Genomic DNA, 14,678 nt, shown 5'->3' on the forward strand with positions numbered 1-14,678 from the left:
CGGTCGCGCAGCATCATCAGGCAGCCCAGCGGCGTGCAGGGCACCATGGCCTTTTGCCCGGTGGCCAGCCGGCCCGCATTGATGACGTGGAAGCCATCGACATCCTTGGCGGGCTCGATGGCATTGAGGACGGCCTCGGCGTCCACATGCTTGGGCAGCGGCAGCTGCACCAGAATGCCATGCACCGCCGGATCGGCATTCAGCCGGCCGATCAGCGCCAGCAGATCGTGCTGCGAGGTCGTCTCGGGCAGCTTGTGTTCAAAGCTGTTCATCCCCACTTCGCGCGTCTGGATGCCCTTGTTCTTGACATAGACCGCCGAGGCCGGATCCTCGCCCACCAGAACCACCGCAAGACCCGGCACGATCCCACGACCAGAAAGGTCAGAAACCCCCGCCGCAACGCGACCACGAATGCCAGACGAAAACGTCTTGCCGTCGATAAGCGCGGCCTGAGTGACCACATTCATGCCATGACCTCCAACTGTTCGGCGGCATCGGTCAGCGCGTGCCAGATCGTGCCCGCAGCCGAACGCATCCCGATCAGCGCCAGCCGATCATCGGCGCGGCGGATGACAAAGACGCTCATGTGGTGAAAACCCGTGCGGGTGGCGTGGCCGGCGGTAAAGCGATGCGCATCGACATTCACCAGCTTTTCCAGCAGCGCCCGGATCGGGCCGGGGCCGGTGGTCGAGGTGATCTCGAAGGCGACGAAACCGTCGGTCTGTTCGGTGACGGAGCAACCGGGCGCCCGCGCCGCGATCTGTGCGGCGAAGTCGGTGGCGGCCAAGCCCGGCCCCTCGACCATCCATTGATCGGGGCCGGTCCAGAAGGCGGCGATGTCGCCCGCCGCCTGCCATTCGCCCGGAACGGGTTGCGGCAGGTCGGGACTGGCCGCGTCCCGCCGCAGCGCGACCGACGCCAGCGCCAGTTCGGAATTCTCGGCCAGCGTCAGCGGCCCGAAGCGGCGCGTCTGCGGCTGGGTTGCGCCAAGGGCGCAGATGGGATGCAGGTCAGTCACGCAGACGCCCTCCTTCGGGATCGACGAAATGGGCCGAGACGATGCGCATTGCCACGCTTTGGCCCTGCAACGGGTTGGCGGCGGTGATGACCTCGCCCATCCGCTCAGCCCCGTTTTCCAGATAACCAAGCCCGATCGCGGAGCCGATATGTGGCGAGAAGCAGGCCGAGGTGATCCAGCCCTGATCCGTCGCAGTGTTCTGTTCCGCCCCTTGGGTGAACAGGTGCGAACCTGCCACGACCGGATCGGCGGCATCGACGGGTTGCAGCCCGACCAGAACCCGGCGGTCGGCCACCATGCCTTCGCGCCGCGACAGGACCGCGCCGATGCTGTCCTTTTTCGTGCTGACCATCCGGCCCATGCCCAGCATCTGCGCCGTGGTCTGGCCGTTCAGTTCGTTGCCCGCGGCATGGCCCTTTTCGATGCGCAACACGCCCAGCGTCTCGGTGCCATAGGGGGTGGCGCCCAGATCGGCGCCCTTTTCGATCAGCCGCGCCATCAGCGCATTGCCGTAACGTGCCGGGACCGCGATCTCATAAGCCAGTTCGCCCGAGAAGCTGATGCGGAAGATCCGCGCCCGCAGCCCGCCGCAGATCGTCAGGGCCGCACAGGCCATGAAGGGGAAGGCCTCGTTCGACAGATCGAAGCCGTCCACCACGCGCTCCAGCAGCTTGCGGGCATTGGGACCGGCGACGGACAATTGCGCCCATGCGTCGGTGGTCGAGATCAGCTGCACATCCAGTTCCGGCCACAGGCATTGGCGGCAGAACTCCATATGCCGATATATCGTGCCCGCGTTGGCGGTGGTGGTGGTGACGACATATTGCGTTTCGCTCAGTCGCGCGCAGGTGCCGTCATCCCAGGCAAAGCCATCCTCGCGCAGCATCAGGCCATAGCGGACCATGCCGACCTTCAGACTGCCCATGGCATTGGCATAGACGCGGTTCAGGAATTCGCCCGCATCCGCGCCCTGCACATCGACCTTGCCCAGCGTGGTCACATCGCAGATGCCGACGCCCTTGCGGGTGGCCAGAACCTCGCGGTCCACCGACTGGCGCCAATGGGTTTCGCCGGGTTTGGGATACCATTGCGCACGCATCCACTGGCCGACCTCGACAAAGACCGCGCCTTGGGATTTCGCCCACTCATGCGTGGGGGTCAGGCGGCGGGGGCGGAAATGCACACCCGTATCGCCGCCACCCAGCACACCCATCGACACCGGCGTATAGGGCGGGCGGAAGATGGTCGTGCCGGTCTGATTGATCGACTTGCCGGTCAGTTCGGCCATGACCGCCAGCGCCGTCACGTTCGAGGTCTTGCCCTGATCGGTGGCCATCCCCAGCGTGGTCCAGCGCTTCAGATGCTCGACCGGGACCATGTTTTCCTGATGCGCCAGCTTGACGTCCTTGACGGTCACGTCGTTCTGGAAATCGACCCATGCACGGCCCTTGCCCGGCACATGCCACAGCGCATGCTGGTTCATCTGCGCATCTTCGCCGCGCGGCAGATCGGGCAGGGTGGCGGTGATACCCAGGTCGCCCAGTGCCGCCTGCGCCGCCTGCGCGCCCGATGCCAGTGCCTGCGCGGTCGAGCCTTTGCCCGCCGCCGCGCCCGCGATGGTCAGTCCGGGAACCGCGCCGTCCTGCGCCAGGAACGCCTGCGCAGCGTCGTCCCATTGCGGGCGGCCCCGGTGATGCGAGGCCAGATGCAGGTTCGGGTTCCAGCCGCCCGCGACGCCAAGCGCGCCGCAATCCAGCCACTCGGTCTGTCCGTTTGCCGTCACCTGAACCGAGGTCAGGCCAAGGCGGCCCTTGCTGTCGGTCACATGACCGCCCGCGATGGTGCGGTAACCGCCCTGCGATTTCGCGCCCGTGCGGGCATCGACGACCGCGATGATCTCGACCCCTTTGGCGGCCAGATCCACGGCGGTGCGGTGGCCCTCATCATTGCTGGTGAAGATCGCCACACGGTTCGCCGGGCTGACCGCCCAGCGATTGGCATAGGCCCGCATCGCCCCCGCCAGCATCACGCCGGGGCGGTCGTTATTGGCAAATGGAATGTGGCGTTCCGTCGCGCCTGCGGCCAGCACGGCGCGTTTGGCGGTGATGCGCCACAGCGATTGGCGCACGCGCTTGCCCGGCGTTGGCAGGTGGTCGGACACACGTTCGACCGCGCCGAAGACGCCGTGATCGAAGGCGCCCCAGACGGTCGTGCGGCGCATAACGCGCAGATTGGGCAGGCTGGCGAATTCGGCCTCGACCCCCGCGATCCAGTCGGTCGCAGGCTGTTCCAGCGGGTTGCTTTCGGCCAGCAGACGACCGCCAAGGCGGAAGTCTTCGTCGGCCAGGATCACCCGCGCGCCGCTGCGGGCGGCGGTCAGGGCGGCGGCAATGCCAGCCGCACCCCCGCCGATCACCAGCAGGTCGCAATGCAGGAAGCCCGCATCATAGCTGTCGGGATCGGCTTCATGCGTCAGGCTGCCCAGACCCGCCGCGCGGCGGATGGCCGGTTCATACAGCTTTTCCCAGAAGGCGCGGGGCCACATAAAGGTCTTGTAGTAAAAGCCCGCCGCGAAGAACGGCGATAGCAGGTCGTTCACCGCCAGAAAGTCAAAGGACAGGCTGCCGATCTTGTTCTGGGATTTCGCCTCCAGCTCGTCGAACAGCTCGGCCACGGTGGCGCGGGTGTTGGGTTCCTGCCACGCGCCGCTGCGCAGTTCGACCAGCGCGTTCGGCTCCTCGGACCCCGAGGACACCACGCCGCGCGGGCGGTGATATTTGAAGCTGCGGCCCATCAGGCGCACGTCATTGGCCAGCAAAGCCGAGGCCAGCGTGTCGCCCGCATGTCCGGTATAGGACTTGCCGTCAAAGGTGAAGTTCAGGCTGCGCGAACGGTCGATCAGCCCCCCGGTCAGGCGCGTCATGCCGCACCGCCTTTCACATTGCGCGCAAGTTCCGCGCCAAGGATTTCATGGGTCACGGTGTTGCGGGTCACGACCAGCCAGGACCGGTCGCCCTGTTCGTGAAACCACAGCTCGCGGTGAACGCCTGCGGGGTTGTCGCGCAGGTGGACATATTCATAGAACGCAGCGGCGGCACCTTCGGCCATGCCGTCGGGACGGTCCAGCAGACGCGCATCGCCCAGATAGGTGAACTCTTCGGCGTCGCGCAGGCCAAGCAGGGGGTGGGGGATCAGCATGGTCGGTTCCTCAGTTGGCCTAGTGCAAGTTGGGCTGCGCGCCCATGCCTTTTTCGTCGATGGGAAGTCCGCGCTCGAACCGGTCCAGCCGGTAGGCGCGCGCGGTTTCATGCGGGGTGTCAGTGGCCAGCAGATGCGCAAAGGCATAGCCGCTGGCGGGCGTGGCCTTGAAGCCGCCATAGCACCAGCCCGCATTCAGATAGAGGCCGGATACCGGCGTGCGGTCGATGATCGGACTGCCATCCATCGACATATCCATGATGCCGCCCCAGACGCGAAGCAGCCGTGCGCGCCCGATGGCGGGCATCAGGGCCATGCCGCCCTGCGCCACGTCCTCGATCACGGCCATGTTGCCGCGTTGGGCGTAGGAGTTGTAACCGTCGATGTCGCCGCCGAACACCAGACCGCCCTTGTCGGACTGGCTGACATAGAAATGTCCCGCGCCGAAGGTGATGACGCCGTCGATGGTGGGTTTCAGCCCTTCGGACACGAAGGCTTGCAGGACGTGGCTTTCGATGGGCATCCGCATCCCGGCCATCGCCATGACGCGCCCGGTCGAACCCGCAACGGCCACGCCGACCTTGTTCGCCGCAATATAGCCGCGCGAGGTTTCCACGCCGCGCATCGTGCCGTTTTCGATGCGGAAGCCGGTGACTTCGCAGTTCTGGATCAGGTCCACGCCTTTCAGATCCGCGCCACGGGCATAGCCCCAGGCCACGCCGTCATGGCGCGCGGTGCCCGCGCGGCGTTGCAGCAAGCCGCCCTTGATCGGGAAACGGGCATTGTCGAAGTTCAGCCACGGATACATGGCGCGCACGCCGTCCTGATCCAGCAGCTCGGCATCGGCACCGGCAAGGATCATGGCATTGCCGCGGCGGCGATAGGCGTCGCGCTGCGCGTCGGTATGCAGCAGGTTCAGGATGCCGCGCTGGCTGACCATGGCGTTGAAGTTGAATTCCTGCTCAAGGTTCTCCCAGAGCTTCATCGAGAATTCGTAGAACGGCTCATTCCCCGGCAGCAGGTAGTTCGAGCGGATGATCGTGGTGTTCCGGCCGATATTGCCCGAACCCAGCCAGCCTTTTTCAAGGACTGCGATCCGCGCCTTCTTGAAGGTGTTCGACAGGTAATAGGCTGTTGCCAGCCCGTGCCCGCCACCGCCGATGATGATGTAATCATACGAGGATTGCGGTTCGGGGTTGCGCCAGATCGGCTTCCAGCCCTTATGGCCGGTCAGCGCCTCCTTGATGACCCTCAGCCCTGAATATCGCACTGCCCTGCCGCTCCTGTAAGCCGATTCACATGCTCAGATTAGCCGTGACGGAATCGTCATATTTGCCTGTGGCAGACATCCAGTTGTCTGTTTTGGCAAGGAAGAACGAATTTTTAATTGCGGTGAAAATCTGAACCGTCTTTTGTCCATGGCGGACGGGTTCTTGCCTATGCGCGCAGCCTGCCGCTAGATGGCGGCATGAACGAACCCCTACGCATCGGTTTCATCCTGACGGCGGATTACGCGCTGATGTCGCTTGGGTCGGCGGTCGAGCCGTTGCGAGCGGCGAACCATCTGGCAGGGCGCGAACTTTACCGGCCAAGCTATTATTCGGTGGCGGGGGGCTTTGCCGCCTCGACCTCGGGCGGGGGGTTTCAGACGCAGCCGCTGGCGCAGGCCGGGCCGCTGGATCTGGCGCTGATCGTCGCGGGGGGCAATCCGATGCGCTATGATGATCCGGGGCTTGCACGGGGTCTGCGCGGGTTGCAGGCACGCAAGGTCGCGATGGGCGGCATCTCGGGCGGGGCCGCGATCCTTGCGCGACTGGGGCTGATCGAAGGGCGGCGCTTTACCCTGCACTGGGCTCATATCGAGGCTTTGGCCGAAGCCTATCCCGATCTGCTGATCGAGCGCGCTTTATATGTCATCGACCGCGACCGTTATACCTGCGCGGGCGGGGTCGCGGCTTTGGACATGATGTGCGCGATCATTGCCCGCGATCATGGGGCCGAGTTCTCGCGCGCCGTGGCTGATTGGTTCATCCACCCCCGCCCGCGCACCGCGGATGAGCCGCAGCGTTCGCCCGTCGCGGAACGCTTCGATCTGCGTCATCCGATGCTGGTGCAGGCGGTGGACCTGATGTTCAGCCATCTGGCCGATCCCTTGTCGCCCGAACAGATCGCGGCGCAGGTCGGTTGCAGCCCGCGCCAGTTGCAACGGCTGTTCGGCGACCAGCTTGGCCGTTCGATGATGCAGTTCTATCGCGAGATGCGGCTGCAAAAGGCCGATGAGCTGGTCCAGCAAAGCGGCCTTTCCATGCTGGACGTGGCGCAGGTGACGGGCTTTGTCAGCGCGGCGCATTTTTCGCGGCTTTATGGCGAACGCTTTGGCATGGCGCCGGGCAAGCGCAGACAAGCCGCCCGGCGCAAGGGTCAATCCGGCCAGATTCCCGGCGAGGTCGGCGCACCATCGTCAAAGCGCGACAGGTAATCGACGATCATCGGGCGGTTGACGATGAAGCCCTTATAGGTCGCCAGATCTTCGGGCAGGTCACGGATCACGCGGTGAAAACGGCGGCCCCATTTCGGCACGGTCACCAGATCCTGCAGTGAAATCAGATAGCAGCGGATCGGAAACAGCAACCCGTTGGAGCGCGGCAGCCGCCAGAAGCTTTGCAGCTCGACCCGCAGATATTGTTTCTGGCCAAGGTTTTCCGGCGTCAGGCTGCGCTTTTCCGGGCCCCATTCGGGATAGGTTTCGGGGCTGGTGTCCAGACGCGGATTGACGGTCATGGTCCAGTTCAGCCGCCGCGCAGGCGTGTCCTGCTGGATGTTCAGCAAAAACTTCAGCGCGCGTTGGAAGATGCCCATTTCGGCGGCGCGGGGGACCGGGGCGTGCCATTCGAAAAAGTTCATGCCGATGTCGAAATCAAGGCTCCAGTCGGCCTGGCTGGTGACCATGCCCGCATCCATCCACAGATTGCCTTCGCGCTGGTCCAGCACGGCGAAATCGCCCTGCGTCTGGCGGGTGATGTATTCCATCGGGCCATAAGGCAGCGTGGTTTCGTCCAGAAAGGTGAAGGTGTCATCGATGCCCAGGGGCCTGTTCACCCAGCGCCAGCGGTTGCCGTCGCGATGCAGTTCGAACAGATCGGGGTAATCCTGTGCCTTGCTGGTCATGATCAGTTCCAGCACGTCCCAGCCCGCAAGCGTCATGTGGGGCAGGGATTGGCAGCGCATCGGGTCGCGCGACAGGGTGATGGCGCGGTCCTCCATCTCGGCGACGTAATGTTCGTCCACGTCAAAGCGGGCCTCGAACACGCTGCCGGGGCGACCACCCTTATGCGGCTCCATGTTGACGGAATACATGTATTCGTCGCGGTCGAAGGGAAAGGGAAAGCGGCGGATCGCTGTGGCCGAGTTGTGGTAGCTGTAATCGCCGCGGAAGCTTTCCTTGTTGAAGGTGATGGTCATCGGACCCTCCTTATCGGTCGATGGTCAGAAGCTGGCCCCGGAAGCGCGAGACGCAGGGCATGATCTTGCGGTTGCGTTCGTCGTCATGCAGCCAGTGGTCGCGATGGTCGATCTGCCCGTCGCAGGCCAGAACGTCGGTTTCGCATTGCCCGCAGGCCCCGCCACGGCACAGCCACGGCGCGTCGATGCCTGCGGCCTCCAGCGCCTCCAACATGCTTTGGTGGGCGCCGACGGTCAGGGTCTTGTGCGACCTTGCGCAATGGACATCGAACGGTTCGCCCGGTGCGGGGGCAAGGAATTCTTCGGAATGCAGCGCGTCAGGGGGCCAGCCCAGTGCGGTGGCGCGGTCCAGCACCGCCGCGATCATCCGGGCTGATCCGCAGACGTAAAGATGCGTGCCGATGGGTTGTGCGCCCAGCACGCCGTCAAGGTCCATGCGCGAGCCTTCGTCGCTGACATGCAGCTGCGCCCCCGGCAGATCGACCGCCACCTCGTCGCGGGAACGCACGCAATAGCGCAGCTCATAATCAGCGCCCAGCCGGTCCAGTTCGGGGATCTGGCCAAGGAAGGGCGTGATGCCGACGCCGCCCGCGATCAGCAGGTGTTTGCGCGCGGTCAGGTTCAGCCCGAACAGGTTCACCGGCTGGCCCAGCCGCATCAGCATTCCGGGCTGCGCCTGTTCATGCATGAAGCGCGATCCGCCCCGGCCCTGATCTTCGCGCTGCACGGCGATTTCATAGCCCGAGCCGTCCTGCGGGTCGGAAATCAGCGAATAGGCGTTGCGGCGCAGGATGTCGCCGTCCTGCATTTCAACCATGACATGCGCGCCGCCGGAAAAGACCGGCAGCGGCGCACCGTCGGGATGCTGAAAGCGAAAGCGCGTGATGCGCGGCGAAAGCGGGGTCTTGTCGGTCAGGCGAAGCTGGATCACAGGCGCAACTCCTGCGGTTCGGGGATGTCTCCGGGGGTTTCGGCGTCGATGCAGACCCCTTGGAACGCCCCCAGCCGGGCCGAGAAATGGTCCCGCACGAACAGCGCCCGTCCGCAGCCGGGGCAGGTATAGGGGTCGGTCGTGACGCCTTCGGCAAGGGTCTTACAGTGGACGCATTGCATCCGCCGCGCCGCCGTGCCGCGATGTTCGGACTGGATCGCGCCCTTGGGCAGTCCTGCCGCCAGAAGCAGGGCCTGCGCCCGTGCGATCAGCCCCTGCGATCCCGCCAGCCAGACCTGCAAGCCCATGCGTGCCTGCGACAGCGCGCCGTCAAGCGCCGCAGGCAGCGTGTCGGGCGGGGCGGTTGCGCCGATGCGCAGGATGGTGGCCTTGCGGCCAAGTTCGGGGTTTTGGCCGATCAGCGCGTCGATGGCAGCCATGCCCGCATCATCGGCAATCATCAAGGCCGCCGAACAGGCGCGCGGTTCAAGCGGGGCATAGCGTGGGCTGCTGGCGATGGAGTGGGCAGAGGTCATCAAGTGTCCTGGCGTGAATGCTAAGGATCGGCGAGGGTCGTGCGACCCCCGCCGCGAAGGGATCAGCCCTTGACCGTGCGGCGCTTCTTTTCGGGATCGTAAAAGGGCATCGCGCCGGTCGTGGCGGGAATTTCGCCATGCGTGGCGCAGTTCACCATCAGCTTCGTGCCCTCGTTCGCGCAGTCCACGGGCAGCCGCGCGATGGCAAGGGTCCAGTCGTTCAGCGGCGAATGCATGGCTTGCGTCACGACGCCGATCTGCTTGCCGTCCTGCAGCACGGGCGCGCCGTTGCCGGGAACCTTGTCGCCTTCCAGCTTCAGCCCCCAGATCTTGAAGCGTTCGCGGCCCTTCAGGCGGTAATGTTCCTCGGCGCCGCGAAAGCCCTGCTTGCCGGGGCTGACGGTGAAATCCAGCCCCAGTTCCCACAACGTGTCGCCGCCGGGCTGGTCGTCAAAGGGATACATCTCGGAATTGTCATAGGGGAAGAACAGCAGATAGCTTTCCGTCCGCAGCATATCCAGCGTGGTGAAGCGGCAAGGGATGATGCCCATTTCCGCCCCTTCCTCAAGGATGCGGTCCCAGATCATCGGCGCATCCTGCCCGCGCACGAACAGCTCATACCCCCGCTCACCGGTGTAGCCGGTGCGCGAGATCATGATGGGCTTGCCGAAAAGCGAGGTCTGGACATGCGCGAAATAGGGCAGATCGCGGATGCCCGGCACGTGCTTGGCCAGAAAATCCACCGCCAGCGGACCTTGCAGCGACAGGTCGTGCAGGTTGTCGTCGAACCGCACCGACACGTCGCGGCCCGATGCTGCCATGGTCAATTGCTCGAACCCCTGACCCGAGCCGTGGACGACCATGAAGGAGTTCGGCCCCATGCGATAGATCACGCAGTCGTCGATCAGCTTGCCGCCGTCATTCAGCATCGCCGCATAGACGGAGCGGCCCGGCATCAGCTTTTCCATGTTCCGGGTCGTCGCGCGTTCGATGACGTGGCTGGCGGCAGCGCCGGTGACATGCACCTTTTTCAGCCCCGACACGTCCATCAGCCCGGCCTTGGTGCGGATCGCCATGTATTCGGCATCCGGGTCGCCCGACGCATAGGACCACGCAGTGCCCATGCCGCTCCAATCCTCAAGCTGGGATCCAAGCGCGCGATGGCGGTCGCCCAGGGTCGAGAAGCGCCAGGAATTCGTCATGTCTCATCTCCAGTGTTACAGAACATCATGGCGGGGCCGGTTGCGCGGCCCCGCGCGTTTCGGCCTAGCCCGGAAGCTGAAAGAACCAGTTGCTGAAAAGAACGACAGCCGCGCCCGCGATCAGCGTCAGATAGGGCAGAATGCCAGCGCGCCGCGGACCCAGATCGCCGTGATCGGTCAGGCCCAGATCCTCCATCGCTTCGCGTGGGAAATGGCCCTTGTCCTGATGGTAATGGCGATACCAGAACACTGGCAGGATCAGGCTGGCAAAGATCAGCCCCGACCACAGCGCCCCGGAATAGCCCCAGACCTTGGCCCCCGCGCCCAGAAACACGGCGTTGACGAAGGCAAGGCAGGTGTTGATGCCGATCAGCAGCGTCGGCGCCTTCCACGGACGCGCCAGATGCGGGCTGTCGATGCGGTGGATCCAGCCGGCATTCAGGTTCATGAAGTTGAACAGGATATAGCCCACGTTCGAAATCGCCAGAACGTAGAAATACCCCGTCGCATCCGAGGCCAGGGCCAGCAGGAACACGTTGAAGCCAAGATCGGTCCACATCGCGCGTGTCGGTGCGCCGTGTTCATTCACATGGCTCAGGTATCGTGGCAGCCAGCCATCGCGCGAGCCCTGATAAAGCGTGCGCGACGATCCGGCCATGGCGGTCATGATCGCCAGAAACAGCGCCATGATCATCAGGATGACAAGGATCTGGGTGATGACCGGTCCGCCATTCACCAGCCCGGCCAGCGCCGCGCCGACGCCTGTGCCGTCCACGATGCCCGGCGACAGCATCCCTTCGTGACCCAGCACCCCCTGAAAGGCAAAGGGGATCAGGAAGAAAAACACGATGCAAAGCAGTCCGGAAAAGAAGATGGCCTTGAAGGTGTCGGTGGCGGGATTGCGGAACTCGGCCGTGTAGCAGACGGCGGTTTCAAACCCGTATGTGGACCATGCCGCGATATACATGGCCCCAAGGATCAGCGTCCAGCCGCCGATATCCCAAACCCCGTCCGACGCGGCATAGGCGGCCGTCGGCGGCACGATCCCGGTGACGTTCATGCTGTCGATCGAGCCGTTCAGCAGCGGCACCAGCCCCACCAGCAGCAGCGGGATCAGCACGATGATCGCCATCAGCCTTTGCGATTTCGCGGTCGAGGAGATGCCGCGATGCTGGATCGCAAAGATCACCAGCATCAGCAGCACGCCGATCACGAAGGTCGCGTTGAAATGCAGCGTGCCAAGGCCGGGGATGGTCAGCGCCAGCGCTTCCCATGTGCGGAATGCGGGGGTCAGGGCGGCCACGGCATCGGTGCGCGCGACGGCCTGAATGGCCGCATCGGCGGCAGTGCCGGGATTGGCAGCGATATAGTCGATGACCGCCTGCGTCTGCGCGGTGTAACTGCCGATATTGGCCGCCACCCAATCCATCACGGGCTGGCTGGTCGCCAGCGGGATCGGAAACAGCGCGTTCAGGATATAGCCCGCAGCGATGGCGCAGCCCAAGGATAGCACGGGCGACCATGCAAACCAGTTGCACCACACCGACAAGGGCGCGATCAGCTTGGAATAGCGCAGCCATGCCGTGGCGCCATAGACCGAGGCGCCGCCCGACTTGTTGCCGAACATCCCCGCCATTTCGGCATAGGTGAAGCTTTGCAGAAAGCCCATGCACATCGACACCATCCAGACGACGAAGGCCGCCTTGCCTGCGACGCCCGCGATCCCCCCGATCGAGAACAGCACAAGCGGGGGCACCCCTGCGGCCACCCAGAACGCGCCGCGCCAGTCAAGGCTGCGATGCAAAGTGCCGGGGTTGGCAATGCCCTGATCCCCCAAACTTCCGGCCACCGCGCCGGATGTCATTCGATCCACCATTTTCCTCTTCCCTGTTGGACCAGATGCACCCTGCGGTCTTCTTGCGGCCGTCTTGGGCGCGGCTGGTGTGATATGCGGCTCAGGACCGCGGTCTTTCCTTTCCGGGGTCGTAATGCGGGAACGGCGTGATGCGGGCGGGCAGACGTTTTTGCTGGCCGTCAAGCTTGCCGATTTCGATGTCCGTGCCTTCGGTCGCATGGGTCACGTCGACGCGCGCCAGCGCGATCTGACGGTCCATCAGCGGCGACCACATGGCCGAGGTAACCTCTCCCACCTGCGCGCGCCCGATATGCAGGCAATCGCCGTGATGGACGGGGACGCGGCTGTCGATTTCCAGCCCGATAAGGCGGAAACGCGGGCTTTCCTTGCGCCGGATCAGCGCCTCGCGCCCGATGAAGTCGTCGGGCTTGGTTTTCAGCGGCACGGTAAAGCCCACGCCCGCCTCGAACGGGTCGGTCTGGTCGGTGAATTCGTGATCGGCAAAGACCAGACCGGATTCGATGCGCAAAAGGTCCAGCGCGGCCAGACCCATCGGCTTCAGCCCCAGAGGTTCGCCCGCTGCGCGGATCGCGTCGAAGACCGCCGCGCCATCCTTGGGGTGGCAAAAGATTTCATAGCCCAGCTCGCCCGTATACCCGGTGCGCGACAGGACGACCGGCGCGCCTTCGGGACCACCGATGCGCCCCACGGCGAAACGGAACCAGCCCAGTTCGCGGACCGTCGGCTGCGTCGGTGCGGTCCAGACCACTTCGGCCATCAGGTCGCGCGATTTCGGCCCCTGCACCGCCAGATTGTGCAGCTGATCGGTCGAGCCGCGCACCATCGCGTTCAGCCCCAGCGCAGCGGCCTGTTCGCGCAGCCATTCGCCGCCATAATCGCTGCCGCCGATCCAGCGGAAGCGGTCATAGCTCATGCGGAACAGCGTGCCATCGTCGATCATGCCGCCATGCGGATAGCACATCGACGAATAGACCACCTGACCATCGCCCAGCTTTTTCACGTCGCGGGTCAGCACCCATTGCAGCAGCGCTTCGGCATCCGGTCCGGTCACCTCGAACTTGCGCAGGGCGGACAGGTCCATGACCGTTACGCCACTGCGGCAGGCGCGGTATTCCTCCTCGGGCGAAGAGCAGGGAAAGCTGTTCGGCAGCCAGAAGCCTTTGTATTCGGTGAAATCGCGGGTCAGCGCGGCAAAGCGGTCGTGAAAGGCGGTCTGGCGGGTCATGATCGGCTCTGCATCCGGCATGGGGCGCCATGCGGTGGCGCGCTGGAATGTTTCGGTGGCGGCATAGCTGCGCACATGGATGTCGGTCAGGTTCCAGCCATTGGCCGGGCTGGTATCGTCCGGGCAGGCCGAGGAGACGCAGACAATATCGGTCAGCGCCCGCATCAGGACGTAATCGCCGGGGCGTGACCACGGCTCATCCGTCAGCAGCGCACCCTGAGCGTCGATCCATGTGTTGAAAAAGAAATTCGCCGCCATCCAGCCCTTGCGCGGGCTGACCCCGTAAGGTGACAGCGCGGCGTTGAAATTGTCCGAGCAGTTTGCATGGCCCGGATAGCCGATATCGTCGTAATATTTCGCGGCACAGGCCATGGCGAAGGCGTCATGGCGGCCGCAGGTGTCCTGAACCACCTCGACCAGCGGCGTCATGTCCTGATCGAAATATTTCGAATAAAGTCCGGGCATTGCGTAGCTGTGGCCAAGGATCGTGCGGGTCGTGGTCACGTCCAGCGGGTTCTGGATACCGCGATCCAGCTTGCGCGCGTCGAAGCACTGGAAATCGGTGCATTGCCGACCGTCCACGTCCAGAATCTGGATATATTCCCCGGCGCGGATCAGATAGCTTTCCGCGGTCGCGGATTTCACCCGCAGGTCAAGGATCGGGTCGGCCAGCGGGTCAGGCAGGTCGAACGCGGCCTTGGCTTGAGCCGAGGCCCGGTCGATATGCAGCACAAGGGGCGATGCAGTGTCATGCGCATCCGGCGACATCGGCGCTGCAGGTGCGGCCACGATCAACCAGCCCGCGCCGCAGGCCGTAAACTCGGCCCGGTCGCCTGCGGGGCTTGCCGCGCCAAATAGCGTGATGGCACAGCGACCGGACAGGTCAATTCCGCGCGCTGCGATGCTGCGGGCAAGCCGGGCCAGACTGACATCGCCACGGGTCAGGGCATTGCGCAGCCCATGCGGTTCGTCCGTCGCGGGAATGCCTAGCAGATCCGCGTCGGCGCGGCCCTGCGGATCGGCTGCGACCAGTTCGGCGCGTTGTCCGCCTTCGGCATTGGTGATCTTGATCCGGTCGCCCGCGGCCACGGCCAGCATCAGCGCGCCACCACCGGGCACGGTCAGCCGCTGGGGCGCGGCATTGGCCCGCCGCATACCGCTGGGTTGCGGCGGGCCGGGGCGAAACTGGCGGGGTTGGCTGGTCATGCGACCCTCATGGTAAAAAGGGCG

12 protein-coding genes are annotated in these 14,678 nt (G+C 64.7%); 1 reads left to right on the forward strand and 11 read right to left on the reverse strand.

Translation table 11 applies throughout. From position 1 onward, the window contains the following. The 5 genes from FN835_RS16490 to FN835_RS16510 form a co-directional block, all read right to left on the reverse strand. A partial coding sequence (locus tag FN835_RS16490; protein WP_281285419.1) for a tetrahydrofolate dehydrogenase/cyclohydrolase catalytic domain-containing protein occupies nucleotides 1-467 on the reverse strand: 467 nt, incomplete at its 3' end. Beyond that, complete coding sequence (locus FN835_RS16495; protein WP_142664332.1) at nucleotides 464-1,018, reverse strand: sarcosine oxidase subunit gamma; 555 nt, start codon at nucleotides 1,016-1,018, stop codon at nucleotides 464-466. The genes FN835_RS16495 and FN835_RS16490, both read right to left, overlap by 4 nt. Then, nucleotides 1,011-3,941, reverse strand: coding sequence for a sarcosine oxidase subunit alpha family protein (locus tag FN835_RS16500; protein ID WP_142664333.1), 2,931 nt, complete (start codon nucleotides 3,939-3,941; stop codon nucleotides 1,011-1,013). Before FN835_RS16500 ends, FN835_RS16495 begins: the two co-directional genes overlap by 8 nt. Then, nucleotides 3,938-4,216 (reverse strand): sarcosine oxidase subunit delta, encoded by a 279-nt coding sequence (locus tag FN835_RS16505; RefSeq protein ID WP_142664334.1) that lies wholly within the window; start codon nucleotides 4,214-4,216, stop codon nucleotides 3,938-3,940. The genes FN835_RS16500 and FN835_RS16505 overlap by 4 nt, the downstream gene beginning before the upstream one ends. A 19-nt stretch (nucleotides 4,217-4,235) precedes the next feature. Then, nucleotides 4,236-5,486: a sarcosine oxidase subunit beta family protein gene (locus tag FN835_RS16510; protein WP_142664335.1), complete on the reverse strand. Its 1,251-nt coding sequence runs from the start codon at nucleotides 5,484-5,486 to the stop codon at nucleotides 4,236-4,238. Nucleotides 5,487-5,684: 198 nt separating this feature from the next. Here FN835_RS16510 and FN835_RS16515 point away from each other — a divergent pair, with 198 nt between their 5' ends. Continuing rightward, nucleotides 5,685-6,695 (forward strand): GlxA family transcriptional regulator, encoded by a 1,011-nt coding sequence (locus FN835_RS16515; protein ID WP_142664336.1) that lies wholly within the window; start codon nucleotides 5,685-5,687, stop codon nucleotides 6,693-6,695. Here the strand turns inward: FN835_RS16515 and FN835_RS16520 are convergent. From FN835_RS16520 to FN835_RS16545, 6 genes are all read right to left on the reverse strand, one after another. Continuing rightward, nucleotides 6,638-7,678 carry a heme-dependent oxidative N-demethylase family protein gene (locus FN835_RS16520; RefSeq protein WP_142664337.1) on the reverse strand — a complete coding sequence of 347 codons (1,041 nt, stop codon included), beginning with the start codon at nucleotides 7,676-7,678 and terminating at the stop codon, nucleotides 6,638-6,640. The two genes, FN835_RS16515 and FN835_RS16520, sit on opposite strands and share 58 nt — an antisense overlap. Nucleotides 7,679-7,688: 10 nt before the next feature. Beyond that, nucleotides 7,689-8,609 carry a PDR/VanB family oxidoreductase gene (locus FN835_RS16525; RefSeq protein ID WP_185958726.1) on the reverse strand — a complete coding sequence of 307 codons (921 nt, stop codon included), beginning with the start codon at nucleotides 8,607-8,609 and terminating at the stop codon, nucleotides 7,689-7,691. Then, nucleotides 8,606-9,145 carry a dimethylamine monooxygenase subunit DmmA family protein gene (locus FN835_RS16530; protein WP_142664339.1) on the reverse strand — a complete coding sequence of 180 codons (540 nt, stop codon included), beginning with the start codon at nucleotides 9,143-9,145 and terminating at the stop codon, nucleotides 8,606-8,608. The genes FN835_RS16525 and FN835_RS16530 overlap by 4 nt, the downstream gene beginning before the upstream one ends. 62 nt (nucleotides 9,146-9,207) lie before the next feature. After that, the gene (locus FN835_RS16535) at nucleotides 9,208-10,347 is read right to left on the reverse strand and encodes an aminomethyl transferase family protein (RefSeq protein ID WP_142664340.1); all 1,140 of its coding nucleotides are present in this window, start codon (nucleotides 10,345-10,347) and stop codon (nucleotides 9,208-9,210) included. A gap of 64 nt (nucleotides 10,348-10,411) precedes the next feature. Beyond that, on the reverse strand, nucleotides 10,412-12,223 hold the full coding sequence (locus FN835_RS16540; RefSeq protein ID WP_142664341.1) for a trimethylamine N-oxide permease: 1,812 nt from the start codon (nucleotides 12,221-12,223) through the stop codon (nucleotides 10,412-10,414). 79 nt (nucleotides 12,224-12,302) lie between these two features. Beyond that, nucleotides 12,303-14,654 (reverse strand): trimethylamine N-oxide demethylase, encoded by a 2,352-nt coding sequence (locus FN835_RS16545; protein ID WP_142664342.1) that lies wholly within the window; start codon nucleotides 14,652-14,654, stop codon nucleotides 12,303-12,305. Nucleotides 14,655-14,678 lie beyond the last annotated feature (24 nt).

This window comes from Paracoccus laeviglucosivorans, from assembly GCF_900182695.1.
GTDB classification, from domain to species: domain Bacteria; phylum Pseudomonadota; class Alphaproteobacteria; order Rhodobacterales; family Rhodobacteraceae; genus Paracoccus; species Paracoccus laeviglucosivorans.

Coding starts and splice junctions, on each gene's coding strand:
- FN835_RS16530 (WP_142664339.1), bottom strand. CDS start 9,145: ATGACCTCTGCCCACTCCATCGCCAGCAGCCCACGCTATGCCCCGCTT.
- FN835_RS16515 (WP_142664336.1), top strand. CDS start 5,685: ATGAACGAACCCCTACGCATCGGTTTCATCCTGACGGCGGATTACGCG.
- FN835_RS16505 (WP_142664334.1), bottom strand. CDS start 4,216: ATGCTGATCCCCCACCCCCTGCTTGGCCTGCGCGACGCCGAAGAGTTC.
- FN835_RS16545 (WP_142664342.1), bottom strand. CDS start 14,654: ATGACCAGCCAACCCCGCCAGTTTCGCCCCGGCCCGCCGCAACCCAGC.
- FN835_RS16535 (WP_142664340.1), bottom strand. CDS start 10,347: ATGACGAATTCCTGGCGCTTCTCGACCCTGGGCGACCGCCATCGCGCG.
- FN835_RS16500 (WP_142664333.1), bottom strand. CDS start 3,941: ATGACGCGCCTGACCGGGGGGCTGATCGACCGTTCGCGCAGCCTGAAC.
- FN835_RS16540 (WP_142664341.1), bottom strand. CDS start 12,223: ATGGTGGATCGAATGACATCCGGCGCGGTGGCCGGAAGTTTGGGGGAT.
- FN835_RS16520 (WP_142664337.1), bottom strand. CDS start 7,678: ATGACCATCACCTTCAACAAGGAAAGCTTCCGCGGCGATTACAGCTAC.